The organism is Streptomyces sp. NC-S4 (assembly GCF_054353315.1).
The window spans coordinates 5,182,836-5,208,945 of the sequence record NZ_CM135937.1; the positions used below are offsets into that span (position 1 = coordinate 5,182,836).

General features: G+C 71.8%; 22 protein-coding genes. 9 read left to right on the plus strand and 13 right to left on the minus strand.

Annotated features, from left to right (window positions below):
• Positions 1–162: 162 nt before the first annotated feature.
• From ACXNSR_RS23445 to ACXNSR_RS23465, 5 genes are all read right to left on the minus strand, one after another.
• Entirely contained in the window at positions 163–1,557 is a 1,395-nt protein-coding gene (locus ACXNSR_RS23445; protein ID WP_458637446.1) for an FtsW/RodA/SpoVE family cell cycle protein, read from the minus strand.
• Positions 1,545–2,780, minus strand: a complete 1,236-nt coding sequence (locus ACXNSR_RS23450) for an LCP family protein (RefSeq protein ID WP_458637447.1) — start codon at positions 2,778–2,780, stop codon at positions 1,545–1,547. Before ACXNSR_RS23450 ends, ACXNSR_RS23445 begins: the two co-directional genes overlap by 13 nt.
• Positions 2,781–2,857: 77 nt before the next feature.
• Positions 2,858–4,216, minus strand: a complete 1,359-nt coding sequence (locus ACXNSR_RS23455) for a sensor histidine kinase (RefSeq protein ID WP_458637448.1) — start codon at positions 4,214–4,216, stop codon at positions 2,858–2,860.
• On the minus strand, positions 4,209–4,889 hold the full coding sequence (locus tag ACXNSR_RS23460; RefSeq protein ID WP_458637449.1) for a response regulator transcription factor: 681 nt from the start codon (positions 4,887–4,889) through the stop codon (positions 4,209–4,211). The genes ACXNSR_RS23455 and ACXNSR_RS23460 overlap by 8 nt, the downstream gene beginning before the upstream one ends.
• 29 nt (positions 4,890–4,918) lie before the next feature.
• On the minus strand, positions 4,919–5,542 hold the full coding sequence (locus ACXNSR_RS23465) for a hypothetical protein (RefSeq protein WP_458637450.1): 624 nt from the start codon (positions 5,540–5,542) through the stop codon (positions 4,919–4,921).
• A 256-nt stretch (positions 5,543–5,798) separates the two neighbouring features.
• Between ACXNSR_RS23465 and groES the strand changes: the two genes are divergently transcribed.
• Both groES and groL read left to right on the plus strand, forming a co-directional pair.
• Positions 5,799–6,107, plus strand: a complete 309-nt coding sequence (groES, locus tag ACXNSR_RS23470) for a co-chaperone GroES (protein WP_030011064.1) — start codon at positions 5,799–5,801, stop codon at positions 6,105–6,107.
• Positions 6,108–6,217: 110 nt separating this feature from the next.
• A complete protein-coding gene (gene groL, locus ACXNSR_RS23475; RefSeq protein ID WP_458637451.1) occupies positions 6,218–7,846 on the plus strand; it encodes a chaperonin GroEL in 1,629 nt (542 codons plus the stop codon).
• Between the two features lie 94 nt (positions 7,847–7,940).
• Here groL and ACXNSR_RS23480 read toward each other — a convergent pair whose 3' ends face one another.
• From ACXNSR_RS23480 to ACXNSR_RS23490, 3 genes are all read right to left on the minus strand, one after another.
• Positions 7,941–8,651, minus strand: a complete 711-nt coding sequence (locus tag ACXNSR_RS23480) for an ester cyclase (protein WP_458637452.1) — start codon at positions 8,649–8,651, stop codon at positions 7,941–7,943.
• A gap of 96 nt (positions 8,652–8,747) precedes the next feature.
• Complete coding sequence (locus ACXNSR_RS23485; protein ID WP_189733292.1) at positions 8,748–9,521, minus strand: SDR family NAD(P)-dependent oxidoreductase; 774 nt, start codon at positions 9,519–9,521, stop codon at positions 8,748–8,750.
• 31 nt (positions 9,522–9,552) lie between these two features.
• Complete coding sequence (locus ACXNSR_RS23490; protein ID WP_458637453.1) at positions 9,553–10,239, minus strand: MOSC domain-containing protein; 687 nt, start codon at positions 10,237–10,239, stop codon at positions 9,553–9,555.
• 89 nt (positions 10,240–10,328) lie between these two features.
• Here ACXNSR_RS23490 and ACXNSR_RS23495 point away from each other — a divergent pair, with 89 nt between their 5' ends.
• Positions 10,329–11,228 carry a LysR family transcriptional regulator gene (locus tag ACXNSR_RS23495; protein ID WP_458637454.1) on the plus strand — a complete coding sequence of 300 codons (900 nt, stop codon included), beginning with the start codon at positions 10,329–10,331 and terminating at the stop codon, positions 11,226–11,228.
• 184 nt (positions 11,229–11,412) lie between these two features.
• Here the strand turns inward: ACXNSR_RS23495 and ACXNSR_RS23500 are convergent, their stop codons facing one another.
• Positions 11,413–11,739: a WhiB family transcriptional regulator gene (locus ACXNSR_RS23500; protein WP_030011164.1), complete on the minus strand. Its 327-nt coding sequence runs from the start codon at positions 11,737–11,739 to the stop codon at positions 11,413–11,415.
• A gap of 380 nt (positions 11,740–12,119) precedes the next feature.
• On the opposite strand from ACXNSR_RS23500, the gene ACXNSR_RS23505 reads away from it, so the two are divergent.
• The 4 genes from ACXNSR_RS23505 (at position 12,120) to ACXNSR_RS23520 (ending at position 16,689) form a co-directional block, all read left to right on the plus strand.
• Complete coding sequence (locus ACXNSR_RS23505; RefSeq protein ID WP_003948568.1) at positions 12,120–12,731, plus strand: response regulator transcription factor; 612 nt, start codon at positions 12,120–12,122, stop codon at positions 12,729–12,731.
• Positions 12,732–13,091: 360 nt separating this feature from the next.
• Complete coding sequence (locus ACXNSR_RS23510; protein WP_030389108.1) at positions 13,092–13,721, plus strand: sigma-70 family RNA polymerase sigma factor; 630 nt, start codon at positions 13,092–13,094, stop codon at positions 13,719–13,721.
• Between the two features lie 200 nt (positions 13,722–13,921).
• Entirely contained in the window at positions 13,922–15,421 is a 1,500-nt protein-coding gene (gene guaB, locus ACXNSR_RS23515; protein ID WP_458637455.1) for an IMP dehydrogenase, read from the plus strand.
• Between the two features lie 143 nt (positions 15,422–15,564).
• Positions 15,565–16,689 carry a GuaB3 family IMP dehydrogenase-related protein gene (locus tag ACXNSR_RS23520; protein ID WP_030767410.1) on the plus strand — a complete coding sequence of 375 codons (1,125 nt, stop codon included), beginning with the start codon at positions 15,565–15,567 and terminating at the stop codon, positions 16,687–16,689.
• A 75-nt stretch (positions 16,690–16,764) separates the two neighbouring features.
• Here ACXNSR_RS23520 and ACXNSR_RS23525 read toward each other — a convergent pair whose 3' ends face one another.
• From ACXNSR_RS23525 to ACXNSR_RS23540, 4 genes are all read right to left on the minus strand, one after another.
• The gene (locus ACXNSR_RS23525) at positions 16,765–18,492 is read right to left on the minus strand and encodes a M16 family metallopeptidase (RefSeq protein WP_458637456.1); all 1,728 of its coding nucleotides are present in this window, start codon (positions 18,490–18,492) and stop codon (positions 16,765–16,767) included.
• 12 nt (positions 18,493–18,504) lie between these two features.
• Positions 18,505–19,473 carry a hypothetical protein gene (locus ACXNSR_RS23530; protein WP_458637457.1) on the minus strand — a complete coding sequence of 323 codons (969 nt, stop codon included), beginning with the start codon at positions 19,471–19,473 and terminating at the stop codon, positions 18,505–18,507.
• 108 nt (positions 19,474–19,581) lie between these two features.
• Positions 19,582–20,052 (minus strand): hypothetical protein, encoded by a 471-nt coding sequence (locus tag ACXNSR_RS23535; protein WP_458637458.1) that lies wholly within the window; start codon positions 20,050–20,052, stop codon positions 19,582–19,584.
• 117 nt (positions 20,053–20,169) lie between these two features.
• The gene (locus tag ACXNSR_RS23540) at positions 20,170–21,399 is read right to left on the minus strand and encodes a nucleotide sugar dehydrogenase (RefSeq protein WP_458637459.1); all 1,230 of its coding nucleotides are present in this window, start codon (positions 21,397–21,399) and stop codon (positions 20,170–20,172) included.
• A 229-nt stretch (positions 21,400–21,628) separates the two neighbouring features.
• Here ACXNSR_RS23540 and ACXNSR_RS23545 point away from each other — a divergent pair, with 229 nt between their 5' ends.
• Positions 21,629–23,335 carry a glycerol-3-phosphate dehydrogenase/oxidase gene (locus tag ACXNSR_RS23545; protein WP_458637460.1) on the plus strand — a complete coding sequence of 569 codons (1,707 nt, stop codon included), beginning with the start codon at positions 21,629–21,631 and terminating at the stop codon, positions 23,333–23,335.
• A gap of 704 nt (positions 23,336–24,039) precedes the next feature.
• Positions 24,040–26,034: a serine/threonine-protein kinase gene (locus ACXNSR_RS23550; protein WP_458643369.1), complete on the plus strand. Its 1,995-nt coding sequence runs from the start codon at positions 24,040–24,042 to the stop codon at positions 26,032–26,034.
• The last annotated feature ends 76 nt before the right edge of the window (positions 26,035–26,110 follow it).

Consider the following 26,110-nt stretch of genomic DNA (forward strand, 5'->3'; position numbering starts at 1 on the left):
GAGGGACCGGCCCGACCCGGAGGGACGATGGGACTGACGGGAAACCCCCATACCCCTCCCTGATGCGGATTGGGTGGACCCCGCCAACGTCGAAGCCCCCGCCGCACCCACCCGACGCCGCCCGAGGGGATCCCGCCGCCCCGAAGCTCCGCCCGGCTACCCCTACACCCGCACCACCGGGGTGATCGTCGTTTCCACCGGGCCGTGGGTGTCCGCCTCGCGTTGGCGTTCCGCGCTGTCGCTGATGCGCAGGAGCAGCGCGATCATGATCCAGTTGGCCAGGAGGGACGAGCCGCCCTTGGCCAGGAAGGGCAGGGCCTTGCCCGTCAGGGGGATCAGGCCCGTCACGCCGCCCGCGACCACGAAGACCTGCAGGGCCAGCGCCGCCGCCAGGCCCACCGCGAGCAGCTTGCCGAAGGGGTCGCGGGCGCCGAGGGCCATCCGCAGCCCGCGCTGCACGAGGAGCGCGTAGAGGATCAGTACGGCCATCACCCCGGCCAGGCCCAGCTCCTCGCCCACCGTCGTGAGGATGAAGTCGCTGCGGCCGGCGAACTTGATCAGCTCGGGGTGGCCCATGCCCAGGCCGGTCCCCGAGATGCCGCCCGTGCCGAAGCTGAACAGCGCCTGCGCCGACTGGTCCGAGGTGACGCCCGGGGGAGGGTTCTCCCAGTAGACGGACAGCGGGTTCAGCCAGGCCGCCACGCGCGCCTTGACGTGCGGCTCGGTCGAGCCGACCACGAAGGCGCCCGCCGAGGCCATGAGCACGCCGCACACGATCCAGCTGGTGCGTTCGGTGGCGACGTACAGCATCACCACGAAGACGCCGAAGAAGATCAGCGAGGTGCCCAGGTCGCGCTCGAAGACCAGGACCAGCATCGAGAGGATCCACACGGTGACGATCGGGCCGAGCTGGCGCATCGGGGGCAGCCGCATGCCCAGGAACCTGCGGCCCGTCAGGGCCAGCGAGTCCCGGTGGATGACCAGATACCCGGCGAAGAAGATCGCGATCATGATCTTCACGAACTCGCCGGGCTGCAGCGAGAAGCCGAAGAGGATGATCCACCGCTTGGCGCCGTACGTGTCCGCGCCGAAGAACGCGGGCGCGATCAGCAGGACCAGCGCGACGGCCATCGTGATGTAGATGAACCGCTGGAGCAGCCGGTGGTCGCGCAGCAGGGCCAGTACCGCGATGCAGGCGGCGACGCCGACCACCGTCCACAGCAGTTGGCCCGGGGCGTTCGCGTCCGAGTTCCACCGCTCGATGTAGCCCTGGTCGAGCCGGTGGATCAGTACGAGCCCCAGGCCGGTCAGCAGCATGGCCAGCGGGAAGATCAGCGGGTCCGCGTAGGCCGCGAAACGGCGTATGCCCAGGTGGCCCACCAGTGACAGCAGGGTCATGCTGACGGCGAAGTCGACGAATTTGGGGGGCAGCTCGCCGTTCATGGCGAGGCCCGCGGCGGCGTGGCCGAAGACCGCGATGCCGGTGACGAAGAGCAGGAGCAGCCCCTCGGTGCGCCGCCGGGCGACCGCCGTCGTCAGTGGCCTCAGTCCACGCACGGGATGCCGCCAACGTCCTGGGAGGTGGACGGGACGGAGGGGGAGGGCGGTGAGGACGGCGGGGGTGCTGCCTCGCGTGAGAACGAGGGCGAGGGGGCGGGCGAGGGTGAGGACGGGGCGCCCGGTGTGCCGGGGGCGGCGGAATCTTTGGGTCCGATCTGCTCGGCAATGAGGCGCTTTATCTTCATATCATCTACGACGTTGATGTCCTCCCCATGGTTCCTTCCGAAACCTTCGATGGGAAGTGTCGTGAATTGCACCTTCCCGCCGGACAGGTTCTTCGCCTGCTTCACGAACGCCAGGAGGTCCCAGCCCTCGTCCGTGACCACGTCCTGCTTGGCGGCGTCGATCAGTTTGATCAGCTTCGCCGGGTCGGTGAAGGTCCCGGCCGAGTTCAGCTTCTTCGTCGCGCCCGCGAGAAACGCCTGCTGGCGCCGGGTCCGGTCCAGGTCGCCCCGGCTCAGGCCGTGCCGCTGCCGCACGAAGGCGAGCGACTGGCGACCGTCGAGCGTCTGCGGACCCGCCGGGAAGTCGGCGCCCGAGTACGGGTCCTTCACCGCCTTGTTCAGGCACACCGGTACCCCGCCGAGCGCGTCCGCGAGGTGGTAGAAACCGGCCAGATTCAGCTCGGCGAAGTGATCGATCGGGACCCCCAGGAAGTTCCGCACCGTCTCGATCTGTGCCGCGCGCCCCGCCTCCCGGCCTTCCTGCTCCCGCTGCCGGCCGTCCTTGACCCCGCGCGCGGCGAGCTCCTCCTGCTTCTTCTCCTTCGCCAGCCCGTACGCCTTCTTGATCTTGTCCTTGCCGTGGCCGGGTATGTCGACGAAGTCGTCGCGCGGCACCGAGAAGGCCTTCGCCCGGCTGCCGTCCCCGGGTACGTGCAGCAGGATCAGGGTGTTCGCGTTGTAGCCGCCGATGTCCGAACTGCCGGCGTGCAGCTTTTCGAGGACCTCCTCCGGCAGCTTCTCGCCGTTCTGGTCCCGGCGGCTGTCCAGCCCCATGAGCAGGATGTTGCTGTCGCCGGAACTCGACTTCTCCGCGCCTTCGAGGGCCTTGGAGCTGCCGATGCCGGCGGCGAGGTCGCGGTAGACGTACCAGGCGCCGCCCCCCGCCAGGGCCACCAGCGCGCAACCGGTGACCAGCAGCGTGCGGCCCGGTCGCCGGCGGCGGGACGGGTGTCGGCGGCGGTTTCGGGTCGTCGGCTTCCTCCGGTGCGCGCTCATGCCTGTCGATGCTGACGGAGGTCCGCTGAAGGAATCCTGAGGCTCCGGCCGGGCTTCGGCCGAGCGCCGGCCGGCGCCTACGGGATGCGCAGCACCAGCCGCGCGCCCCCGGCGGGCGCCGGCAGCGCGTGTACGTCGCCCCCGTGTGCCCGCGCGATCTCCCGGGCGATGGCCAGGCCCAGCCCGGTGCCGCCGCTGGCCCGGCCGCGGTCCGCGTCCAGCCGTACGAAGCGCTCGAAGACCCGGTCCCGGTCCGCCTCCGGGATGCCCGGGCCGTCGTCCGTGACCTCCAGCAGCGCCCAGCCGTCGTGCGTCGCCGCCCGTACGGTCACTTCGGTGCGGGCGTACCGCAGGGCGTTGTCCACGAGGTTGGCCAGCGCCCGCTCCAGCCGAGCGGGGTCCCCGGAGGCCGGTACGGGGGCCTGCGCGTCCAGCCGTAGCGCGACCGGCGAGCCGGTCCGCGAGCCGGTCCGCGCCCCGCCCCGCCGCGCCGCGTCCTCCGCGGCCAGCAGGGCCAGGTCCACCGGCTCGCTCCGCGGCGCCGACGCCGGTCCGCCGTCGAGACGGGCCAGCAGCAGCAGGTCCGCCGCGATCGCCTGGAGCCGCTCGGTGTCGGCCAGCGCGGCCGCGACCGACTCCCGGTCGGGGCGCTCCATGGCCAGGGCCACCTCCAGCCGGGACCGGACGGCGGCCAGCGGGTTGCGCAGCTCGTGGGAGGCGTCCGCGGTGAACTGCCGCTGCCGGGCGTCGGAACGCTCCAGCCGGTCGAGGGTGCCGTTGACGGTCCGGGCCAGCTGCGCGATCTCGTCCGCCCCGCCCGGGTCCGGAACCCGTCGGTCCAGTTCGCTCGCCGTGACCGCCGCCAGTTCGGCGCGGATCGCGCTCACCGGGCGCAGCGCGCGGCCGGTCACCCACCAGGCCAGGGCCGCGGCGAAGCCGGTCAGCGGGGGCGCCCCGGCCAGCAGCCCGATCGCGACGGCCCGGGTGGCGTCGTCCACGTCGCCGAGCACGGTCATCGCGTACACCGTGTGCGCTCCCGGCGCCTCGACGACGACCACCGCCCGCCGCTCTCCGCCGGGGTGCGCGGGCGGGAGCACGGCCGACCGGGAGTCGTCACCGGGGCCGGGCAGCGGAGCGCCCCCGAGGTCGGGGGTGTGCTTGGGGTCGGCGGTGCTGGCCACCGTCCGTCCGGCCGCGTCCCGTACGAGGACCAGGTCCACCCCGCTCTCGGGCGCGGGCAGCCGTCCGCCGGCCGGCAGGGTCCGGCTGTCGAGCTGGGCGGCGACCTTGCGGGCGGCGAGCTCGGCGCGGCCGGTGGTGTTGTCGAGGAGGTTGGCCCGCAGCAGGGCGTGCAGCCACAGCCCGCCGCCGGCGAGGACGGCGGCCATCGCGAGCGCTGCGGCCGCGGCGGTGCGCGCCCGGATGCCGCTAACCACCGTCGGGGGCCATCCGGTAGCCGGTCCCGTGGACGGTGCGGATCGAGCGGCGGCCGAAGGGGGCGTCGATCTTCTTGCGCACCAAGGAGACGTACACCTCCACGATGTTCGGGTCGATGCCGTGCGGGGTGTCCCAGACCTCGTCCAGGATGTCCTGCTTGGCGACGGCGCGGCCGGGCTGTTCCATCAGGCAGGCGAGGACGCCCAGTTCGCGGGCGGTCAGCTCGATGTCGCTGCCGCCGCGGCGGCAGCGGCGGCCCTGCGGGTCCAGGACGAGGTCGCCGGCCTGCAGGGTGCCGCGGTCGGGGGTGCCGGCGCGGCGGGCCAGTGCCCGGATCCGGGCGGCCAGGACCACGAAGGAGAACGGCTTGGTGAGGTAGTCGTCGGCGCCGGAGTCCAGGCCCTCGGCCTCGTCGTACTCGCCGTCGCGGGCGGTGAGCATCAGGACCGGGGTGGTGTCGCCGTGGGCGCGCATGCGTGTGCAGATCGCGTGGCCGCCGGGACCCGGGAGCATCAGGTCGAGGAGGACGACGTCGTACGGGCCGCCGGCGAGGGCCAGGTCGAGCCCGCGGTGGCCGTCGTGGGCGACCTCGACGTCGTGCCCGTCGGCGCAGAGGCCGCGCCGCAGGGATTCGGCGAGGCCTTCTTCGTCTTCGACCACGAGGATGCGCACGGCTCAAGCGTCACATATCGGTGGAACCTTCAGCTGTGGCGCTTCGGTGTCGTGCCGGCGGGCGGCTGCGACCCCGCGGCCGCCGAGGAGACGGCGGAGGGATCGGCGACGGGATCGGCGGCGGCTTCTGCGGCGATTTCTCCGGCGGTTTCGGCGGACGGGATCCTGACCGGCCCGAAATTCGGCGGGAGGTCGGCGGCGGCGGGCCATGCCCGGCGTGTCCGCCGCCGCTCGGCGGCGTCGCGGACGGCCGCAGTCAGCGCCCACGCGGGGAACGCGAAGGCGGTCAGGCCCAGCCCCATGCCCGCCAGCGAGTTCGCCACCCCCGGCCGCACCGCCGCATCGGCCGACGGGCCGCTGACCAGGGTGGCCACGGGCTCCTCCGGCGGACTGTCGAAGAAGCCCTCGGCCTTGACCGGGTGGATCGTGAACGAGCCGTCGGAGGCGGTGAAGTAGCCCTTGCACTCCCACTGCGACTCGCCCTCGGAATCCTCTCCCCAGGTGCAGTGTTCGGCGGTGAAGGAGCCCTCCACGCCCGTCAGTTGGGTCACGAGCCGCGGTACGGCGAACGAGAACGCGTAGATCCCGCACGCGATGCCGATGAGGATGGGGATGGCGTGCTGCACGTCCACACCCGAGCTCTTCCTGGTCATGGAGGGGACAGTAGCGATTCCGAACGCGCGTGCGCCCTGGTTTTCGGGGTTCCGGGCCCGGCCCGCGCAACGCCGGGGGGCGGGAATTGGCACTCCGCTTGACCGAGTGCTAATCGCCGGAATAGTCTCGCACCTGGCACTCGCCCCGGGTGAGTGCCAACACAGCGACAGGCAGGTCCGGCACCCGCGACGACGGATCGACCTGGTCGCCACCTCAGACAGTTAACCCCGGATCTCCGAAGGGGGAGGTCGGATCGTGACGACCGCCAGCTCCAAGGTTGCCATCAAGCCGCTTGAGGACCGCATTGTGGTCCAGCCGCTCGACGCCGAGCAGACCACGGCCTCCGGCCTGGTCATCCCGGACACCGCGAAGGAGAAGCCCCAGGAGGGCGTCGTCCTCGCGGTGGGCCCGGGTCGCTTCGAGGACGGCCAGCGTCTCCCGCTGGACGTCACCGTCGGCGACATCGTGCTGTACAGCAAGTACGGCGGCACCGAAGTGAAGTACAGCGGCGAGGAGTACCTCGTCCTCTCGGCTCGCGACGTGCTCGCGATCGTCGAGAAGTAATTCGCTTCAAGAAGTTTGCTTGAGCTGCGCCCCTGGTCACCCCGCTGATTGCCGGGCGGCGAGGGGCGCGGTTCGTTAAACCTAGTTTTCGAGAGGGCTGAACCGCTCCCATGGCGAAGATCCTGAAGTTCGACGAGGACGCCCGTCGCGCCCTCGAGCGCGGCGTCAACAAGCTTGCCGACACGGTCAAGGTGACGATCGGCCCCAAGGGCCGCAACGTCGTCATCGACAAGAAGTTCGGCGCCCCCACCATCACCAACGACGGTGTCACCATCGCCCGCGAGGTCGAGCTGGACGACCCGTACGAGAACCTGGGCGCGCAGCTCGTGAAGGAGGTGGCGACCAAGACCAACGACATCGCGGGTGACGGCACCACCACCGCCACCGTGCTGGCCCAGGCGCTGGTCCGCGAGGGTCTGCGCAACGTCGCCGCGGGTGCTTCTCCGGCCGCCCTGAAGAAGGGCATCGACGCCGCGGTCAAGGCCGTGTCCGAGGAGCTCCTCGCGACCGCCCGCCCGATCGAGGACAAGTCCGACATCGCCGCCGTGGCCGCGCTCTCCGCGCAGGACCAGCAGGTCGGCGAGCTCATCGCCGAGGCGATGGACAAGGTCGGCAAGGACGGTGTCATCACCGTCGAGGAGTCCAACACCTTCGGCCTGGAGCTGGAGTTCACCGAGGGCATGGCCTTCGACAAGGGCTACCTCTCGCCGTACATGGTCTCCGACCAGGAGCGTATGGAGGCCGTCCTCGACGACCCGTACATCCTGATCAACCAGGGCAAGATCTCCTCGATCCAGGACCTGCTGCCGCTGCTGGAGAAGGTCATCCAGGCCGGCGCCTCCAAGCCGCTGCTGATCATCGCCGAGGACGTCGAGGGCGAGGCGCTCTCCACCCTCGTCGTCAACAAGATCCGCGGCACCTTCAACGCGGTGGCCGTCAAGGCCCCCGGCTTCGGTGACCGCCGCAAGGCGATGCTCCAGGACATGGCCACCCTCACCGGTGCCACCGTCATCGCCGAGGAGGTCGGCCTCAAGCTCGACCAGGCCGGTCTGGACGTACTGGGCACCGCGCGCCGCGTGACCATCTCGAAGGACGACACCACCATCGTCGACGGTGGCGGCAGCTCCGACGAGGTCCTCGGCCGCGTCAACCAGATCAAGGCCGAGATCGAGTCGACCGACTCGGACTGGGACCGCGAGAAGCTGCAGGAGCGTCTGGCGAAGCTCGCCGGCGGCGTCTGCGTCATCAAGGTCGGCGCCGCCACCGAGGTGGAGCTCAAGGAGAAGAAGCACCGTCTCGAGGACGCCATCTCGGCGACCCGCGCCGCGGTCGAGGAGGGCATCGTCTCCGGCGGTGGCTCCGCGCTCGTCCACGCCGTGAAGGTCCTCGAGGGCAACCTCGGCCTGTCGGGCGACGAGGCCACCGGTGCCGCGGTCGTGCGCCGCGCCGCCGTCGAGCCGCTGCGCTGGATCGCCGAGAACGCCGGTCTCGAGGGCTACGTCATCACCTCGAAGGTGGCGGAGCTGGAGAAGGGCAACGGCTTCAACGCCGCCACCGGCGAGTACGGCGACCTGGTCAAGGCCGGCGTCATCGACCCGGTGAAGGTCACCCGTTCCGCGCTGGAGAACGCCGCCTCCATCGCCTCCCTGCTGCTCACGACCGAGACCCTGGTCGTCGAGAAGCCGGCGGAGGACGAGGGCGACGCCGGTCACGGCCACGGTCACGGCCACAGCCACTGATCGCGCGCACCACGCCGGGAAGGCCCCGCTCCGCAGCCGCGGAGCGGGGCCTTCCCGTTTGCCTTCCCGCCGGTGGGGCCTCAGGAGTGGGGTGTCAGGTTCCGTAGGGGGAACCCGTTCCGCCCATCTGCTGCTGCAGGGCGCCGGGGTTGTAGTGCCACCAACCCTCGATGATCTCGCCCTCCAGGCACCGGAACGTGGTGCTCCCGGACATCTCGTACGTCTTCCCGGTCGGTGCGACTCCCATGAACGAGCCCTTGTGGGTGCCGCGCCACTTCCACACCGTCGTGACCATGTCGCCCTCGGCCAGCTGGGCCGTCGGCTCGAAGGACATGTCGAAGGCCGCGCGCCACGTCTCCATGTCCGACCGCATGGCCTCGCGCCCGATGACGGTGGACTCCGCCCTGCTCGCGTCGTGGTCGATGTAGTTCGTCGCGAAGCATTCGTCGAGGACGCTCATGTTCCCCGCCATGGCCGCTTCTTCGAACACCCGGTTGGCGAGCTGCTTGTTGAGGTGCTCGTCGCGGACCACGTCGAGGTTCATGAACTTCGGCATGCCTTCGCAGAGCGCCACCATCTCCTTGAACATCCGGTCCGTCTCGGGGAGGTTGGAGTTCTTCATGGCCTCCTCGTACGAGGCGAACTCCACCATGTCCACGTAGTGGTTCCGGGCTTCGCGGTCCTGGCCGATCATCGTGTGCGTGGCGGTGCGCCTGCCGCTGCTCTGCTCCGCCCAGCGGTCGATGAGCGCGTTCATCTCGTCGAACCGCGTCGTCTCGTAATCGATCACTTGTACGAATGTCATCGCGTCGCCTCCCGCGCTGGATGGGACAGGTCCAGTTTAGGGAGATTTCACCCGGTTGGCTGCTTGTGATGGGGCCCCTCGGGGCGCCCTCCAGGGCTACTGCGGGCCGTACTTGCGGCCCGTGCGCGAGGACATCCCGCCCAGCAGTCCGCGCGGCGTCAGCTTCACCACGCCCATCAGCGCCTTGTACCGCGGGTCCGGGATCGACACCGTCTTCCCGCGGGCCAGGTCGGCCAGGGCCGCGGCCACCAGCTTGTCGGCGTCCAGCCACATCCAGCCGGGGATGTTGTCCGTGCCCATGCCGGCCCGCTGGTGGAACTCCGTGCGGACGAAGCCGGGGCACAGTGCCATCAGCCGCACCCCGGATCCGCCCAGGTCGCGCGCCGCGCCCTGGGTGAACTGCACGACCCAGGCCTTGCTGGCCCCGTACGTGCCCCGCGGTACGAAGGCGGCCACCGAGGCCACGTTGATCACGCCGCCGCGGCCGCGCGAGCGCATCGACTCCGTGGCCGCCGAGGTCAGCCGCAGTACCGCCTCGATGTGCACCTTCAGCATGGTCAGCTCGTCGGCCATGGAGACTTCGAGGTAGCGGCCCTTGTTGCCGAAGCCCGCGTTGTTGACCAGCAGGTCCACCGGGTGGGTGCGGTCGCCCAGGCGCTGCTCGACCGCCGCGATGCCCTCGTCCGTGGAGAGGTCGGCGGCCAGTACCTCGGCCTCGATGCCGTGCCGGTCGTGCAGCTCCGTGGCCTGCTCGCCGAGCCGCTTCGTATCGCGTGCCACCAGCACCAGATTGTGTCCCTGGGCGGCCAGCCGCCGGGCGAAGGCGGCGCCGATGCCCGCCGTGGATCCCGTAATCAACGCAGTCGTCATAGGCGCAACCTAGCTTCCCCGCATGGCGGCGCTACCTCGCCCCGGCCCCCGCCCCGTACTTCTCCACGTACAGGCGAACCCGCTCGTGGGCCTCCGGCTCCATCGCGTCGCCCGCGGCCAGGGTGAGCGGCAGCAGCGCCCGTTCGGTGGTGAAGGCGCGGAACCACAGCTGCACCGTGACGTCGTGGTCCGGCCGGTGGATGATCCGGATCGGGTCGCCGGGGGAGACCGAACCCTCCTCGATCACCCGGAGGTACGCGCCCGGCCGGGCCTCCTGGGTGAAGCGCTTGACCCAGCCGGCCTCGCCCATGGCTCCCTGGAAGGTCCGGCACGGGATGCGGGCCGAGGCCACTTCGAGGACGAGGTCCGCGCCGACCCGCCAGCGCTCGCCGATCCGCGCCGTGTTCAGGTCGATGCCGGAGGTGGTGAGGTTCTCGCCGAAGAGCCCGCCGGGCAGCTCGCGGCCCAGGAGGTGCTCCCACAGGTCCAGGTCCTCGCGGGCGTACGCGTAGACGGCCTGGTGGTCGCCGCCGTGGTGGCGCCGGTCGCAGACGGCGTCACCCTCCAGGCCGCTGCCGAGGCCGGTTGCCCTGGGGCCCGGGGCGACGACGCGGACCGGCCCGGGGACGGGACGCTTGCCGATGCCCGTCACCCCGCCCTCCGCGTCCGTGTAGTCGGCGGCCGTGGCGCGGCCGAGGTTCACAGAGATCAATTGCATGGGGCCCATGGGACCACGCTAACCCCGGCCGACCCAAAGCCACTCCGGGATATTCGCTCGGAAATCAAAGTAGGGCTTATGCTCGAAGGGTGATAGAAGCACGCCATCTCCGGGTTCTGCGCGCCGTCGCCGGGACCGGGTCCTTCTCCGCCGCCGCCCGCGAGCTCGGTTGCACCCAGCCCGCCGTCTCCCAGCAGATGAAGGCGCTGGAGCAGTCGGCCGGCACCCCGCTGCTCATCCGCACCGGCCGCGAGATGCGGCTGACCCAGGCGGGCGAGGCCCTGGTCCGGCATGCCGCGGGGATCCTGGCCGGGCTGACCGCCGCCGAGGAGGAGGTCGCGGCCATCGCGGGGCTGCGCGCGGGCCGGGTCCGGCTCGTGTCCTTCCCCAGCGGCAGCTCCACGCTGGTGCCGACCGCGCTCGCGGCGATGCGGGCCGAGCACCCCGGGACCCGTATCTCGCTGGTCGAGGCGGAGCCGCCGCGTTCGGTGGAGATGCTGCGCGAGGGCGACTGCGACGTGGCGCTGGCCTTCCGCTACGGCGGGGCGGACCATTCCGCCGCGGAGTGGGACGACCTCGTGGTGCGGCCGCTGCTCACCGACCGGCTCGTCGGGCTGGTCCCGGAGGGGCACCGGCTGGCCGGGGCGGAGCGCGTGGGCATGGCGGAGCTGGCGGACGAACCCTGGATCGCGGGCTGTCCGCGGTGCCGACGCCATCTGGTGGACGTGTGCGAGGGCGCGGGGTTCACCCCGCGCATCGACTTCGCCACCGACGACTACCCGGCGGTGGTCGGCCTGGTCGGCGCGGGGCTGGGCGTGGCGGTGCTGCCGGAGCTCGCGGTGGAGTCCGTACGGGCCAAGGGCGTGAGCGCGGTGGCGGTGGAGCCGGCCGTCGAGCGGGAGGTCGTGGCGCTCACCCTGCCCGACCTGGCCCGGGTGCCGGCCGTGGCCGCGACCCTGGCCGAGCTGGAGCGGGCGGCCGCTCGCTGACCACCGGCGGCCGCGCACCGGTCCGCGGCCGCGTGCTCGCCCGCGCGCGCCCCCCGGCGGCGGCCGGGGGCGCACACATCGCAGGGCCCGGTACGGCCGAACGGGTGAAACGCGGGCCGGGCGGCGACACGCCCGGGTGTGCTGGTGATTCGAGGAAACGTTCCTTCGGACGTTTCGGCGACTCTCAGTTCGGCGCGATCGGTCCGATCGCACTCGACGCGGGGATCAGCCGGTGCCGGGCGCGGCCCATCAGTTCCTCGCGCTCGTCCTCGGTGAGGCCGCCCCACACCCCGTAGGGCTCTCGGACGGCGAGTGCGTGCGCGGCGCATTCCGAACGCACCGGGCATCTCATGCAGACCTCTTTAGCCGAGGCCTCGCGCGCGCTCCTGGCCGCGCCCCGCTCGCCTTCCGGGTGGAAGAAGAGAGAGCTGTCGACCCCGCGGCAGGCGGCTAGCAGCTGCCAGTCCCAGAGGTCGGCGTTCGGTCCGGGGAGGCGGGAGAAATCTGCCATTGGTAGTCCCTCTTGGTGCCGGTACTGAGGCGGATACGGTCCATGTCTCCACACCTACTGTCGGAGTAGATGTAAATATGACTCATTGGGAATCTAGCCTCAGACACGTGCCAAACGGAAGGAAAGCCGCCAAATAGGGCATAGCTCCAGATGGAGGACAGGTGGCTCGTGGCTCCGACGCCGTGATCGCTTCCTCACGTAGAGTGCTGAAGGTGTCCGTCCGACCCGTAACTCTTTCGAGTGACCATCGTTGAGAGTGCGAAGGCGGTTGAACCAATAAGTTCTCGGACAGGTGTCCGGGGGCATCGACCGCACAGGTGACGATACGTACCAGCCTGGAGGCTCAAGGTGACGCGCATCAGCAGCTGCGGAGGGCGGTCATGACATCCGTCCTCGTCTGCGACGACTCCCCGCTTGCCCGAGAGGCGCTCCGTCGCGCGGTTGCCACCGTGCCCGGCGTCGAGCGTGTGACGACGGCTGCCAACGGCGAGGAAGTCCTCCGCCGCTGGGGCGCCGACCGCTCCGACCTGATTCTGATGGATGTCCGGATGCCCGGGCTGGGCGGTGTGGAGACGGTCCGCCGGCTGCTCTCGGCCGACCCCGGCGCCCGCATCATCATGCTGACGGTCGCCGAGGACCTGGACGGGGTGGCCCTCGCGGTCGCCGCCGGCGCCCGTGGGTACCTGCACAAGGACGCCTCGCGCGCCGAACTGCGGGCCACGGTCACCCAGGCCCTCGCCGACCCGACCTGGCGACTGGCCCCGCGCCGGCTCCGCTCGGCCGAGATGGGCGCCGCGCCCACGCTCACCGCGCGCGAGATCCAGGTGCTGGAGGGCATGAGCCACGGCCGGTCCAACGCGGAGATCGGGCGCGAGCTCTTCCTGTCCGAGGACACGGTCAAGACGCACGCCCGGCGACTGTTCAAGAAGCTCGGCGCCTCGGACCGGGCGCACGCCGTGGCACTCGGTTTCCGCTGGGGTCTGGTCCGCTGACCTCCCGGTCGCGGCCGGGCCCGGCCCGGTCCGCCGCAGGCCGCGGATCGTCGAGAGAGGTCCCGTCCGCCACCCGCGGACGGGGCGGCGCGCAGCCCTCGACGGCTCCTGTTGTCGAGGGCATCCCTGTCCCCGCCGTACCCGGTGCGCACCCGGGGGTTGGCGGGGCACAATCCGGGGGACGTCTCGCTTCGTGCGCGATGCCGCATCCTTGAGGGTGTGGAGTCTCTCGGGGACTATTCGGCCGAGCGGGAGGGGAGGGCGCAGATGATGGGTTCCGGCGCACCTGCTCATAACGCTTCGATGCACAACAAGGGCCATGGCGACACGGATGCTCCGGCGCCAAGGCACCATGGATTGATGCGCGACGACGAGGCCCTGGGGTCACCCGCGGCCACAGGCCCGACCGGCGCCGCCAAAGGCGGCAGTGCCGGGGGCGTCAGCGCGCTCGTACGCAGGGCGGTGGAGGGTGACGAGCAGGCCACGCACGACCTGCTCGCCTTCGTGCACCCCCTCGCGATCCGCTACTGCCGCACCCGGCTCTCGCGATTGCCGGGTGACGCTCGTCACTTCGTCGAAGACCTGGCGCAGGAGGTCTGCGTCGCCGTCCTGATGGCGCTGCCGCGCTACCGGGACACCGGGCGGCCCTTCGAGGCCTTCGTCTTCGCCATCGCCGCGCACAAGGTCGCCGACCTGCAACGGGCCGCCATGCGGCACCCGGGCAGCACGGCCGTGCCCTCCGACGAGATGCCGGAGCGGCCCGACGACTCGCTGGGCCCGGAGGAGCGCGCGCTGCTCAGCAGCGACGCCGCCTGGGCCAAGAAGCTGCTGGCCAACCTTCCGGAGAACCAGCGCGAGCTCCTCGTGCTGCGGGTGGCCGTCGGGCTGACCGCGGAGGAGACCGGGCAGATGCTCGGAATGTCCCCGGGGGCCGTGCGCGTCGCCCAGCACCGCGCGCTCAGCCGGCTGCGGGCACTCGCCGAGCAGTAGGCGGCCGTGCGGGCCCTCGCGGTCCGCACGGGTCCGTACGGCTTCGTCGCAGGCTCTGCGTAGCTCTGCGTGGGCCTTGGTCGCGGGCCGCAGTCGTAGGAAAAGACGAAACTTCTGCTTGACCTTGGTCGTGGAATGAGACGCGTCGGGATCCCGTTAGCATGGACATCCGCGCTGAGCAAGACCATTGGGAAGGTGTCATGACCGCCGACGGAGTGCCCGACAAATTCGCCACGCTCGGACTGACCTACGACGACGTGCTGCTGCTGCCGGGCGCGTCGGACATGTCACCTGACGCGATCGACACCTCTTCCCTCATCTCGCGCAACGTGCGCGTGAACGTTCCGCTGCTGTCCGCCGCCATGGACAAGGTCACCGAGTCCCGCATGGCCATCGCCATGGCCCGTCAGGGCGGCGTCGGCGTACTGCACCGCAACCTCTCCATCGCCGACCAGGCCAACCAGGTCGACCTGGTCAAGCGCTCCGAGTCGGGCATGGTCACCGACCCGATCACGGTGCACCCGGACGCGACGCTGCGCGAGGCCGACGAGCTCTGCGCGAAGTTCCGCATCTCCGGCGTCCCGGTCACCGACTCCGCCGGCAAGCTGCTCGGCATCGTCACCAACCGCGACATGGCCTTCGAGTCGGACCGCAGCCGCCAGGTGCGCGAGGTCATGACCCCGATGCCGCTGGTCACGGGCAAGGTCGGCATCTCGGGCGTGGACGCCATGGAGCTGCTGCGCCGCCACAAGATCGAGAAGCTTCCGCTGGTCGACGACGCGGGCATCCTCAAGGGCCTCATCACGGTCAAGGACTTCGTCAAGGCCGAGAAGTACCCGAACGCCGCCAAGGACAAGGGCGGCCGGCTCCTCGTCGGCGCGGCCGTCGGCGTCGCCGGCGACGCGTACGAGCGCGCCCAGGCCCTGATCGAGGCGGGCGCCGACTTCATCGTCGTCGACACCGCCCACGGTCACTCCCGCCTGGTCGGCGACATGGTCGCCAAGATCAAGTCGAACTCCACCGTCGACGTCATCGGCGGCAACGTCGCCACGCGTGACGGCGCCCAGGCGCTGATCGACGCCGGCTGCGACGGCATCAAGGTCGGCGTCGGCCCCGGCTCCATCTGCACCACCCGCGTGGTCGCGGGCATCGGCGTCCCGCAGGTCACCGCGATCTACGAGGCCTCGCTCGCCGCCAAGGCGGCCGGGGTCCCGGTCATCGGCGACGGCGGCCTGCAGTACTCCGGCGACATCGCCAAGGCCCTGGTCGCGGGCGCCGACACGGTGATGCTCGGCTCGCTGCTCGCGGGCTGCGAGGAGTCCCCGGGCGAGCTGCTCTTCATCAACGGCAAGCAGTTCAAGTCGTACCGCGGCATGGGTTCGCTGGGCGCGATGCAGTCCCGCGGCGAGCAGAAGTCCTTCTCCAAGGACCGCTACTTCCAGGAGGGCGTGGGCGGCGACGACAAGCTCATCCCCGAGGGCATCGAGGGCCAGGTCCCCTACCGCGGCCCGCTCTCCGCGGTCGTGCACCAGCTCGTCGGCGGCCTGCGCCAGTCGATGTTCTACGTCGGCGGCCGCACGGTCCCCGAGCTGCAGGACCGCGGCCGGTTCGTCCGGATCACCTCGGCTGGCCTCAAGGAGAGCCACCCGCACGACATCCAGATGACGGTCGAGGCGCCGAACTACTCCCGCAAGGGCTGAACGGCATGAGCTGAGGGGGCGGGTCCATCGGGCCCGCCCCCTTCGCCGTGCCCGCGCGGCCGTCCGTACAGCGGTCACCGGAACGCGGCCCCCCGGCGTTCGGGGATACTGGACGGGCAGACCCAGAGGAAAGGCCACCACACGTGACTGAGATCGAGATCGGGCGCGGCAAGCGCGGCCGCAGGGCGTACGCGTTCGACGACATCGCCATCGTCCCGAGCCGGCGTACCCGGGATCCGAAGGAGGTCTCGATCGCCTGGCAGATCGACGCGTACCGCTTCGAGCTCCCCTTCCTGGCCGCTCCCATGGACTCGGTCGTCTCCCCGCAGACCGCCATCCGCATCGGCGAGCTCGGCGGCCTCGGCGTGCTGAACCTCGAAGGCCTGTGGACCCGGTATGAGGACCCGCAGCCGCTGCTCGACGAGATCACGGAGCTGGACGAGGAGGCCGCCACCCGCCGCCTCCAGGAGATCTACTCCGCGCCGATCCAGGCGGACCTGATCCGGCAGCGCATCAAGGAGGTCCGCGACTCCGGTGTCGTCACCGCCGCCGCGCTCTCCCCGCAGCGCACCGCCGAGTTCTCCAAGGCCGTCGTCGACGCGGGCGTGGACATCTTCGTGATCCGCGGCACCACCGTCTCCGCCGAGCACGTGTCGGGCGCCGCCGAGCCGCTGAACCTCAAGCAGTTCATCTACGAGCTCGACGTCCCGGTCATCGTCGGCGGCTGCGCCACCTACACGGCGGCCCTGCACCTGATGCGCACCGGCGCGGCCGGCGTCCTCGTCGGCTTCGGCGGCGGCGCCGCGCACACCACGCGCAACGTGCTCGGCATCCAGGTCCCGATGGCGACCGCCGTCGCGGACGTGGCCGCGGCCCGCCGCGACTACATGGACGAGTCCGGCGGCCGCTACGTGCACGTCATCGCCGACGGCGGCGTGGGCTGGTCCGGCGACATCCCGAAGGCCGTCGCCTGTGGTGCGGACGCCGTGATGATGGGCTCCCCGCTGGCCCGTGCCACCGACGCGCCCGGCAAGGGCAACCACTGGGGCATGGAGGCCGTCCACGAGGACGTGCCGCGCGGCAAGAAGGTCGACCTCGGCACCGTGGGCACCACCGAGGAGATCCTCACGGGTCCCTCGCACACCCCGGACGGCTCGATGAACATCTTCGGCGCGCTGCGCCGCTCGATGGCCACCACCGGCTACAGCGAGCTCAAGGAGTTCCAGCGGGTCGAGGTCACGATCGCGGACTCGCAGCACAGCCGCTGACCCTCCCTGCCTGCTCGTGCCGAAGGGCCCGGCCCCCGAATCGGGGGCCGGGCCCTTCGGCACGAGCAGGCAGGATCAGCCTTCGCCGCGCCGGCGCTTGCGCAGGTACTCGATCCACGGATAGCCGCAGCCCGCGGTCAGCAGGGACGAGAAGAAGACCGCGGCCCAGTCCGGGCCCTCGGGGCTCAGCTCCGCGTCGGTCTGGACGAACGCGACGACACCGGTGAAGACGGTGAGGAGCACGGTGAGGGTGCCCAGCAGCCAGATCCAGGCCGTGACCGCGCCGCTGCGAACCGGCGCGGCCGCCCGCCGCTGGTCCTGCGTCCGACCCGGCTGCGGGATCCGGGCGGGATCACGCGGTGGCATGCGGACCACGACGGAGGGCGCAACGCCCGCGTCGAGCGGGGCGAACCAGCCGAGTGCCAGGCGGTACAGGGTGGGCTCGACCGTGAGGCTGAAGCCGTCGTTGCCGACGAGGTGGCGGGCGCCGTCGGGATAGACCTGCATGAGGGCGCACTCGGCGTACCGCACGGTCACCTGGTTGTGGGGCGCGACGAGGCTGATGCCGTCCTTCGCCACCAGCAGGGCGACGCTGCCGTCCTCCAGGGCCGAGTACCGGCGTCCGTTGACGATCTCCGGGGACTTCGCGGGGGCGGCGGCGAGACCCGCCCAGTCCACACCCCGGCCCGGCACCCGTACGAGGGCATCCGCCCACAGGTCCTGCGCGACACGGTGGAGGTCCGCGACGGTGACCGCCTCGATCTCGGCCCGCGCCCGGGCGGCGGACAGGTGGCGGTGGCGCATCAGCAGGTCCATGGCGGTCGCCGGCAGCATGGCCGCGGCGAGGTCCGGGCTGTCGTACTGCGTCAGTGCGGAGGCCCGTACGGAGTTCAGGTCGGCCTGCTCGATGCGGCCCGCCCGCAGTTTCGCGAGGACGTCGACGAAGGCGCCGACCAGGGCGTCCTGCTTGGCCGGCAGCGCGTCGGCGTAGGCGACGACGGTGGCGTGGCCGGTGTCGCGCGGGTGGTACTCGGCGGCGGCGATGTAGGAGTAGCCGCCCTTCTGGCGGAGCTCGCGGAAGAGTTCCTTGCCGAGGACGTCGGCGAACAGGCACGCCGCGGTCGACCGGGGCAGGACCGAGGTGAGCACGACGCCGCCCTCGTCGCCCTGGTAGTAGGCCGGGGTGGCGGGCAGGGCCGAGGTCGGCTCGGGGGCGGGCCGCCACTCGCCGGCGGGCAGGGTCAGGTCCAGGCCCTCGGGGAGGGTGTCGCTGGTGATCCACAGGACGGCGTTCTCGGTGGTGAACCGGGTCCGGGCCCAGTCGCGGACGTCGTCGGCGGTGATCGCGTACAGGCCCGGCTCGGCGTAGTCGACGAGGCCGTAGGAGCGGGCGCCGTAGCGCCACAGCTCCGCGCCGTGCCCGGGTCCGTGGCCGCGGCCGGCGGCTTCCGTGCGGAGGATCTCCTTCTCGGTCTCCAGCCGGTCCACCGGCAGGTCGCGCAGGGCGGCGCAGACGCCGTTGAGGTACTCGACCACGTCGGAGGTGGTGCCGGTGACGGTGAAGAGGGTGTACGCGGCGGCGGTCGCACCGTTGTAGTGGAGGTCGCCCATGCCGTGCCGGTGCAGGGCGAGGTGCTCGACGAGGTGGGTGATCCCGCTGGTGGCGAGGGTCTCGTCGGCGCGGCCCACGCGGAACAACAGGCCCGCGGTGACGGGACCGGAGCGGGGCGCCAGCAGCGTGCGCACGCCGTCGACGGTGGTCGTGACGACCCCGTCGGCGTCGGTGGTGGTGTCGATGTCCATCTCCGTGGTCCCTCAGCCCTTAGCCAGGGCGATCTTGCGGTGGCGTGCGAACTCGTCCGTGTGGTCGCCGTCCCCGAGGTAGCCCCACGGGAACTCGCTCGCGTGATCGCCTACGGCGCGGAAGTGCGGGGCCGCCGCGGCGTGGCGGGCGGCGGCGCTGTGCGCGGCGGCGAAGGCGTTGTGGGCGTCGACCGCGCGGAAGGCGTCGGCCCGGGAGGCCGGGTGGAGGACGGACCGGGCGGCCGCTTCGAGACGCCGGGTCTGGTTGTCGGGGGTGCGCAGGTACGTGGACGCGGCGCTGATGCTGGTCCGGTCCGCGATCTCCAGGTAGTTCTCCAGCTGGGCGATGGCCACGAGTGCCCCGTTGGGGCTGCCGTCGGGCGCGTTCGCGGCGCACTCCCGGGCGAATCCGTGCGCGGCCTCCCAGCTGCCGCCCCACTTGGGGCAGAGCTGTTGGAGCAGCTGCGACTGGCCGCCGTAGTGATGCGGGTGGTGCTCGGCGAGCCGGTCGTAGCGGCGCCGGGTCTCGCCCGAGCCCAGTTCGAGGCCGCGTGAGGTGATGACCCGCAGGTACCAGGCCAGCGCGTACCGCGGGTGCTCGGCGCAGACGTCGATGAGCAGGATCTCGGCACGCCGCAGGTGGGCGTGGAAGTCGTCGAACTGCTGCTGGGAGACGTGCTGCGCGCGGTACGCGGTACGGATGCCCCAGCCGACCTGGACCAGCCGGTCGGCGAGCAGGGCCCGGGGCAGCGGATCGCGCGGCGAGCTCTCCGCGGCCCGGCGCAGGAAGACCTCGGAGCCGTCCGTCTCGGCGACGACCCGGCAGGCGAGGGCCCGGTCGTCCTCGTCGTGGAGTGCGTCGAAGGAGGCGGCGACGGCGGCCCAGTCCTCGCTCCGTACGGCGGAGCGCAGGACGGCGAGGGCCGGTATGCGGTCGGCGGGTTCGAACACGGGCCAACCGGGGATGGTATGAGCGGGCACGCGCGGATCATATGGACCGGGACGGATCCCGTCGACCGGGATTGGCGTCGTCCGTCGGGCCCGTCCGGCCCGTCGTGCCTGCTCAGTGCCCCGTCGGCTGCCGGTGCGTCAGCCGGCGGACTTGCGGGCGGCCTGGAAGGCCGCGTACGCGCCGATCGCGTAGAAGAGGAGCGAGATCGGGTCGATGTTGTCCACGTAGAACTGGTTCAGCTTCACCAGCTCGGTGGTGAGCAGTTCGGAGACCGGAATCCCTTCGTGCTCGGACACGGCGAGGGCCATGTCGAGGAGGTAGCCGACGTACACGCCGACGAGCGTGAGCACGGCGCTGAGGACCGGGAGGACGGGGTTGCGGCCACCGAGGCGGACGGCGACGAGGGCGACCGCGATGCCGACGCCCGCGGCCAGGTAGCCGATCTGGAACGAGATCGCGCTCATGATGCCGCCGTAGGCGGCGCCCGCGACCAGGGCCGTGCCGGCTGCCGCGAGGATCGCCAGGCCGATGTTGCCGCTGCGGGCCGGGGCCGGGGCGGCGACCGGGGAGTAGGAATCGGGCGCGGGCGGCGTGAAGTTCTGGCTCATCGGAAGGATCCCCCCAGGGAAGCGAACGCACGTGTGGTCATCGGGCGTAAGTGCGAGATAAGTGATGCCGCACGCTAGCAGGCCGGGCGGACATCGGCAGGGGGGATTTCCCGGTGCTCAGAGGCGGTGGGCCGCGCCGACCGGGCTGGCGCCGCGGGTGTCCAGGAGCAGCTGGGCCTTCACGGCGAGGCCCTGCATGTCGTAGGTGCGGTGGTGCTGGAGCAGGATGGTCAGGTCCGCGTTCGCGGCCGCCTCGTAGAGCGACTCGGCGCGGGGGACCGGCTGGTCCCTGACCCGCCAGCCCGTGATGTACGGGTCGTGGTAGCTGATCAGCGCGCCCAGATCGAGGAGGCGGCTGGCGATCTCGCGGGCCGGGGAGCCCTCCTGGTCGGCCAGGTCGGGCTTGTAGGTGACGCCGAGGAGCAGGACGCGGGCTCCGCGGGCGGATTTGCCGTGCTCGTTCAGCAGGGTGGCCGACCGCTGGATGACGTACTGCGGCATCCGGTTGTTGATCTCCTGCGCCAGTCCGACCATGCGCAGGGGGTGGCCGGGGGTGCGGGTGGTGTGGGGGAGGTAGTTCGGGTCGAGGGGGACGCCGTGGCCACCGACGCCGGGGCCGGGGCGGAAGGCCTGGAATCCGTACGGCTTGGTCTCGGCGCAGCGGATGACGTCCCACAGGTCGACGCCGAGGTCGTGGCAGAGCACCGCCATCTCGTTCATGAGGGCGATGTTGACGTGGCGGTAGTTCGTTTCGAGGAGCTGTACGGTCTCGGCCTCGCGCAGGCCGCGGGCGCGGACCACCTTCTCGGTGAGGCGGGCGTAGAAGGCGTGCGCGGACTCCGTGCAGGCGGGGGTCAGGCCGCCGATCACCTTGGGGGTGTTGGAGATGCCGTGGGTGCGGTTGCCCGGGTCGTGGCGGCTGGGGGAGTAGGCCAGGTGGAAGTCGCGGCCCGCCCGCAGCCCGGAGCCGGCCTCGAGGATCGGGCGGAGGTAGTCCTCGGTGACGCCCGGGTGGGCGGCGGATTCGAGGATCACGGTGGTGTGGGGGCGCAGCCGGGCGGCGAGCGCGCGGCCGGCCTCGCCGACGGCGGAGAGGTCCAGTGCGCGGTCGGCGCCGAGCTGGGTGGGGGCGCAGATGACGGCCGTGCGGACCCGGCCGAGCTCGGCGGGGTTGGTGGTGATCCGGAAGCCGGCCGCCGACATGCGGCGGATCTCGGCGGCGGTGAGGGTGGAGTCCGTGACCGGACCGCTGTCGTAGCCGACCGTCTCGATTCCGGCGGCGACGGCCGCCTGGGCGAGTGGGAGGCCGAGATGGCCGAGTCCGATGACGGCGAGATCTGCGGGCATGGGGGTGCCGTCCCTTCCCTGACATGAGGGGGCTGCCGCGCAAGTTCTCCGGAGGGCAGGGGAGCTGGCGCAATGTCAGACTAGGCTTATATATGACAGATATGTCGCATTCTGGAGTGAACGCCACCGTTGTGTTGTCCACAGGCGGTGGCTGATGTGGGTGCGGGCGGTCAGAATCGTGGAACGGGGCATGTGAGCGGGATCTCACCCGCACCAACGGGAGGCAGCCGTGAGGACAGCGACACTGGGGCCGGTGCAACGGGCCGAGGCCCTCACCCGGATGGCCGAGCGGGAACTGGACGTGCTGGTGGTGGGCGCGGGCGTGGTGGGCGCCGGTACCGCGCTCGACGCCGTGACCCGCGGTCTGTCGACCGGCCTGGTGGAGGCGCGCGACTGGGCCTCGGGCACCTCCAGCCGCTCCAGCAAGCTGATCCATGGCGGCCTCCGCTACCTGGAGATGCTCGACTTCGCCCTCGTGCGCGAGGCGCTGAAGGAGCGCGGCCTGCTGCTGGAGCGCCTCGCGCCGCACCTGGTGAAGCCGGTGCCCTTCCTGTATCCGCTGCAGCACAAGGGCTGGGAGCGGTTCTACGCCGGCGCGGGCGTCGCGCTGTACGACGCGATGTCGGTCTCCAGCGGCCACGGGCGCGGCCTGCCCGTGCACCGGCACCTGTCGCGGGGGCGGGCGCTGCGGGTGGCACCGGCGCTCCGCAAGGACGCGCTGGTGGGAGCACTGCAGTACTACGACGCCCAGATGGACGACGCGCGCTACGTCGCCACGCTCGTGCGGACGGCCGCCGCGTACGGGGCGCACTGCGCCAATCGGGCGAGGGTCGTCGGCTTCCTGCGCGAGGGTGAACGGGTGGTCGGAGCGCGCGTGCGGGACGTGGAGGGCGGGGTCGAGTACGAGATCCGCGCGAAGCAGGTCGTGAACGCCACGGGGGTGTGGACGGACGACACCCAGGCGCTGATCGGCGAGCGCGGCCAGTTCCACGTGAGGGCCTCGAAGGGCATCCACCTGGTCGTACCGAAGGACCGGATCCATTCGAGCACCGGACTGATCCTGCGGACCGAGAAGTCGGTGCTGTTCGTCATCCCGTGGGGCCGGCACTGGATCGTGGGGACCACGGACACCGACTGGGACCTGGACAAGGCGCACCCGGCGGCGTCGAGCGCGGACATCGACTACCTGCTGGAGCACGTGAACTCGGTGCTGGCGGTGCCGCTCACGCGCGACGACGTCCAGGGCGTGTACGCGGGCCTGCGGCCGCTGCTGGCCGGGGAGTCGGACGCGACGAGCAAGCTGTCGCGCGAGCACACGGTGGCGCATCCGGTGCCGGGGCTGGTGGTGGTCGCCGGGGGCAAGTACACGACGTACCGGGTCATGGCCAAGGACGCGGTCGACGAGGCCGTGCACGGCCTTGACCAGCGGGTGGCGGAATGCGTGACGGAGGACGTGCCTCTGGTGGGGGCGGAGGGATACCGGGCACTGTGGAACGGGCGGGCGCGGATCGCGGCCCGGACGGGGCTTCATGTGGTGCGGGTGGAACACCTGTTGAACCGCTACGGGTCGCTGACGGAGGAACTGCTGGACCTGATGGCCGCCGATCCGGGACTGCGCGAACCGGTGTCCGGGGCGGACGACTACCTGCGGGCGGAGATCGTGTACGCGGCCTCGCACGAGGGAGCCCGGCACCTGGACGACGTACTGACCCGGCGGACACGGATCTCGATCGAGACCTTCGACCGGGGGACGCGGTCGGCGCGGGAGTGCGCGGAGTTGATGGCGCCGGTGCTGGGGTGGGACAAGCAGCAGATCGAGAAGGAAGTGGAGCACTACGAGAAGCGGGTCCAGGCGGAGCGGGAATCGCAGCGCCAGCCGGACGACCAGACGGCGGACGCGGCGCGGCTGGGGGCGCCCGACATCGTTCCGTTGTAACTCCGGGATGCGGAGGGGGGAACCGTAGACCCGGGGCGCCCGTCCGTTGCGGAGTGAGGAAGAATGAGGGTTCTGCCGGGGCGGGTTACAGCGAGCCCCGGCCGCCGGGTCGCTCAGCCGCTGGGGCAGGCGGAGCAGCGGCACGATCGCAGAGGGGACGCATGTCGAAGCCGGAGCACACCGAGTCGCCTGCCGGGTCGCCTGCCGGGTCGCCTGCGGCGAAGCCCAGCAGCGAGAAGTCCGGGGCCGGCGCCGCGGCTTCGCCTGCCGGGTCGCCTGCGGCGAAGCCCGGCGGTGAGAGGGCCGGGGCTGCGCCTGCGGCGAAGCCGGCTGATGCCGGGTCGGCTGACGCCGCGTCCGCGGCTGCGGAGTCCGTGGCTGACGCCGGGGACTCCGGTGCGCCTGCGGGGAAGCCCGTGCTGAGCAAGGACGCGGTGAAGCCCGGCAGTGGGAAGTCCGTGCCCGCCGATGCCGGGTCGGCCGACGCCGACGCCGAGCCCGCGGCCGCGAAGCCCGTGGCCGACGCCGGGGACTCCGGTGCGCCTGCGGGGAAGCCCGCGCCGGGCAAGGACTCGGGGGCGCCCGAGGCGAAGGCCGGCGACGAGAAGTCCGCCCCGGCGAAGCCCGGGTCGGGCAAGGCCGACGGGGCGAAGCCGGCCGCGAAGCCCGCGGGCAGCAATCCCGTCGTCGAGAAGGCCGATGCCATGGCCGCCGCCGTCAAGGCCGCCGCGGCCAAGGCCGCCCAGAGCGGGGAAGAAGGCCGGTTGCTGGCCGGGCGGTACCGGCTGGGGGCCGTGCTCGGCAAGGGCGGGATGGGCACCGTCTGGCGGGCCCAGGACGAGACCCTGGGCCGGACCGTTGCCGTCAAGGAGCTCCGCTTCAGCACCGGGGTCGACGAGGACGAGAAGCGACGCCTCATCACCCGGACCCTCCGCGAAGCCAAGGCCATCGCCCGGATCCGCAGCGGCGGCGCCGTCACCGTCTACGACGTCGTCGACGAGGACGGCCGGCCGTGGATCGTCATGGAGCTCATCGAAGGCCCCTCGCTCGCCGAGTTCATACGCGAGAACGGCCCCCTCACCCCGCACCGCGCCGCCGAGGTCGGCCTCGCGGTGCTCGACGTGCTGCGTGCCGCGCACGGCCAGGGCATCCTGCACCGCGACGTGAAGCCGTCGAACGTGCTCATCGCCGGCAACGGCCGTGTCGTCCTCACCGACTTCGGCATCGCGCAGGTCGAGGGCGACCCCTCCGTCACCTCCACCGGCATGCTCGTCGGCGCCCCCTCCTACATCTCCCCCGAGCGCGCCCGTGGCCAGAAGCCCGGCCCGCCCGCCGACATGTGGTCGCTCGGCGGTCTGCTGTACGCCTCCGTCGAGGGAGTGCCCCCGTACGACAAGGGATCCGCGCTCGCCACCCTTACCGCGGTGATGACCGAGCCGGTGGACCCGCCGAAGAACGCCGGTCCGCTGACCGAGGTCATCTACGGCCTGCTCGCCAAGGACCCGGCGCACCGGCTCGACGACGCCCGCACCCGGGCGATGCTGGGCGCCGTGCTCGCGGCGCCCGAGCCCGAGCCGGCCCCCGTGGCGCCTCCGGCGGCCGAGGAGACCCGGCAGATATCGCTGGCCGACGCCAAGGACGCCGTGGAGAAGGCCGCCGCGGACAAGGCGGAGAAGGCGGCCGAGCGGGCGGCGAAGAAGGAACGCGAGCGGCGCGACCGCGAGCAGCGCGACCGCGCCCGCGCCGCGCTGAAGGCCGCCCGCAAGGCGGCGACGACCGCGGCCGCGACCGCGGCCGTCTCCGCCGCGGAGCCGCCGAAGTCCAAGCCGTCCCCCGTCAAGGCTCCGCTCACGGACGTCATGCAGCGCCGCACCATCGTGCTCGCGGCAGTGGCCGTGGTCGTGGCGCTGGCGGTCGTCGGCTCGCTCATCGCCTACGCCTTCAGCGGCGACGACAACAACAAGAAGGACGAGAGCAAGGGCGGCAGCGGCAAGCCCACTCCGGCGGCCTCGGCGCCGAAGGACCCGGGCGGCAGCGGCGGCAATGGCAGCGGCGGGGCCGGCGAGACCTCCCCCAAGCCCTCGGGGAACACGGGGGACACGGCCGGCAACGGCAGTGCCGGCACGGGGACCGCCACCGGCGGTCAGCCGGGCCAGGGCCAGGGCCAGCAGAGCCAGGGGCAGAGCCAGGGCCAGAGCCAGGGTCAGGGCTCCACGTCGGGCGGGGCCGGCGGCACGCTCCCGGCGGGATACACCATGATCCAGGAGTTCGGATTCCACTTCTCGATCGCGATGCCCGAGGGCTTCAAGCAGATCGCCATAGCCGGCGACAACTCCGGTGGCATCTACGCCCGTGAAAGCGGCGGCTTCCCGCGGATCCAGGTCGACTACACCGGCAGCCCGGGCAACGACGCCCGCCTCGCCTGGATCAAGTCGGTTCCCGGCGTGGCCAGTGACAGCAAGGGATACCGCCAGATCCGGATCGACCTGGTGGACTACCGGGGTTACCCGACCGCCTCGGACTGGGAGTTCGAGCGGGAGCAGAAGGGCATGAAGGTCCGTGTGCTCAACCGCGGCTTCAAGCTGGACGCGACGCACGGCTACGCCATCATGATCAGCTGCGCCGCCGACCAGTGGGACGGCCCCGAGTGCACGCAGATGCGCAACGTCGCCTTCGAGACGTTCCAGCCGCTCGGCTGACCTCGGGACGCGGGCGGCCCCGGCGACGTATCGTGTCGGAGGGGCCATGGGGAGCCCGCCGCACTCGGGGGAGGCG

Excerpts from the sequence above, each read along its gene's own strand:
- ACXNSR_RS23450 (WP_458637447.1), bottom strand. The coding sequence starts at position 2,780 with ATGAGCGCGCACCGGAGGAAGCCGACGACCCGAAACCGCCGCCGACAC.
- ACXNSR_RS23465 (WP_458637450.1), bottom strand. The coding sequence starts at position 5,542 with ATGACCAGGAAGAGCTCGGGTGTGGACGTGCAGCACGCCATCCCCATC.
- groL (WP_458637451.1), top strand. The coding sequence starts at position 6,218 with ATGGCGAAGATCCTGAAGTTCGACGAGGACGCCCGTCGCGCCCTCGAG.
- ACXNSR_RS23480 (WP_458637452.1), bottom strand. The coding sequence starts at position 8,651 with ATGACATTCGTACAAGTGATCGATTACGAGACGACGCGGTTCGACGAG.
- ACXNSR_RS23485 (WP_189733292.1), bottom strand. The coding sequence starts at position 9,521 with ATGACGACTGCGTTGATTACGGGATCCACGGCGGGCATCGGCGCCGCC.
- ACXNSR_RS23490 (WP_458637453.1), bottom strand. The coding sequence starts at position 10,239 with ATGCAATTGATCTCTGTGAACCTCGGCCGCGCCACGGCCGCCGACTAC.
- ACXNSR_RS23500 (WP_030011164.1), bottom strand. The coding sequence starts at position 11,739 with ATGGCAGATTTCTCCCGCCTCCCCGGACCGAACGCCGACCTCTGGGAC.
- ACXNSR_RS23505 (WP_003948568.1), top strand. The coding sequence starts at position 12,120 with ATGACATCCGTCCTCGTCTGCGACGACTCCCCGCTTGCCCGAGAGGCG.
- ACXNSR_RS23510 (WP_030389108.1), top strand. The coding sequence starts at position 13,092 with ATGCGCGACGACGAGGCCCTGGGGTCACCCGCGGCCACAGGCCCGACC.
- guaB (WP_458637455.1), top strand. The coding sequence starts at position 13,922 with ATGACCGCCGACGGAGTGCCCGACAAATTCGCCACGCTCGGACTGACC.
- ACXNSR_RS23525 (WP_458637456.1), bottom strand. The coding sequence starts at position 18,492 with ATGGACATCGACACCACCACCGACGCCGACGGGGTCGTCACGACCACC.
- ACXNSR_RS23535 (WP_458637458.1), bottom strand. The coding sequence starts at position 20,052 with ATGAGCCAGAACTTCACGCCGCCCGCGCCCGATTCCTACTCCCCGGTC.
- ACXNSR_RS23540 (WP_458637459.1), bottom strand. The coding sequence starts at position 21,399 with ATGCCCGCAGATCTCGCCGTCATCGGACTCGGCCATCTCGGCCTCCCA.
- ACXNSR_RS23550 (WP_458643369.1), top strand. The coding sequence starts at position 24,040 with ATGGCCGCCGCCGTCAAGGCCGCCGCGGCCAAGGCCGCCCAGAGCGGG.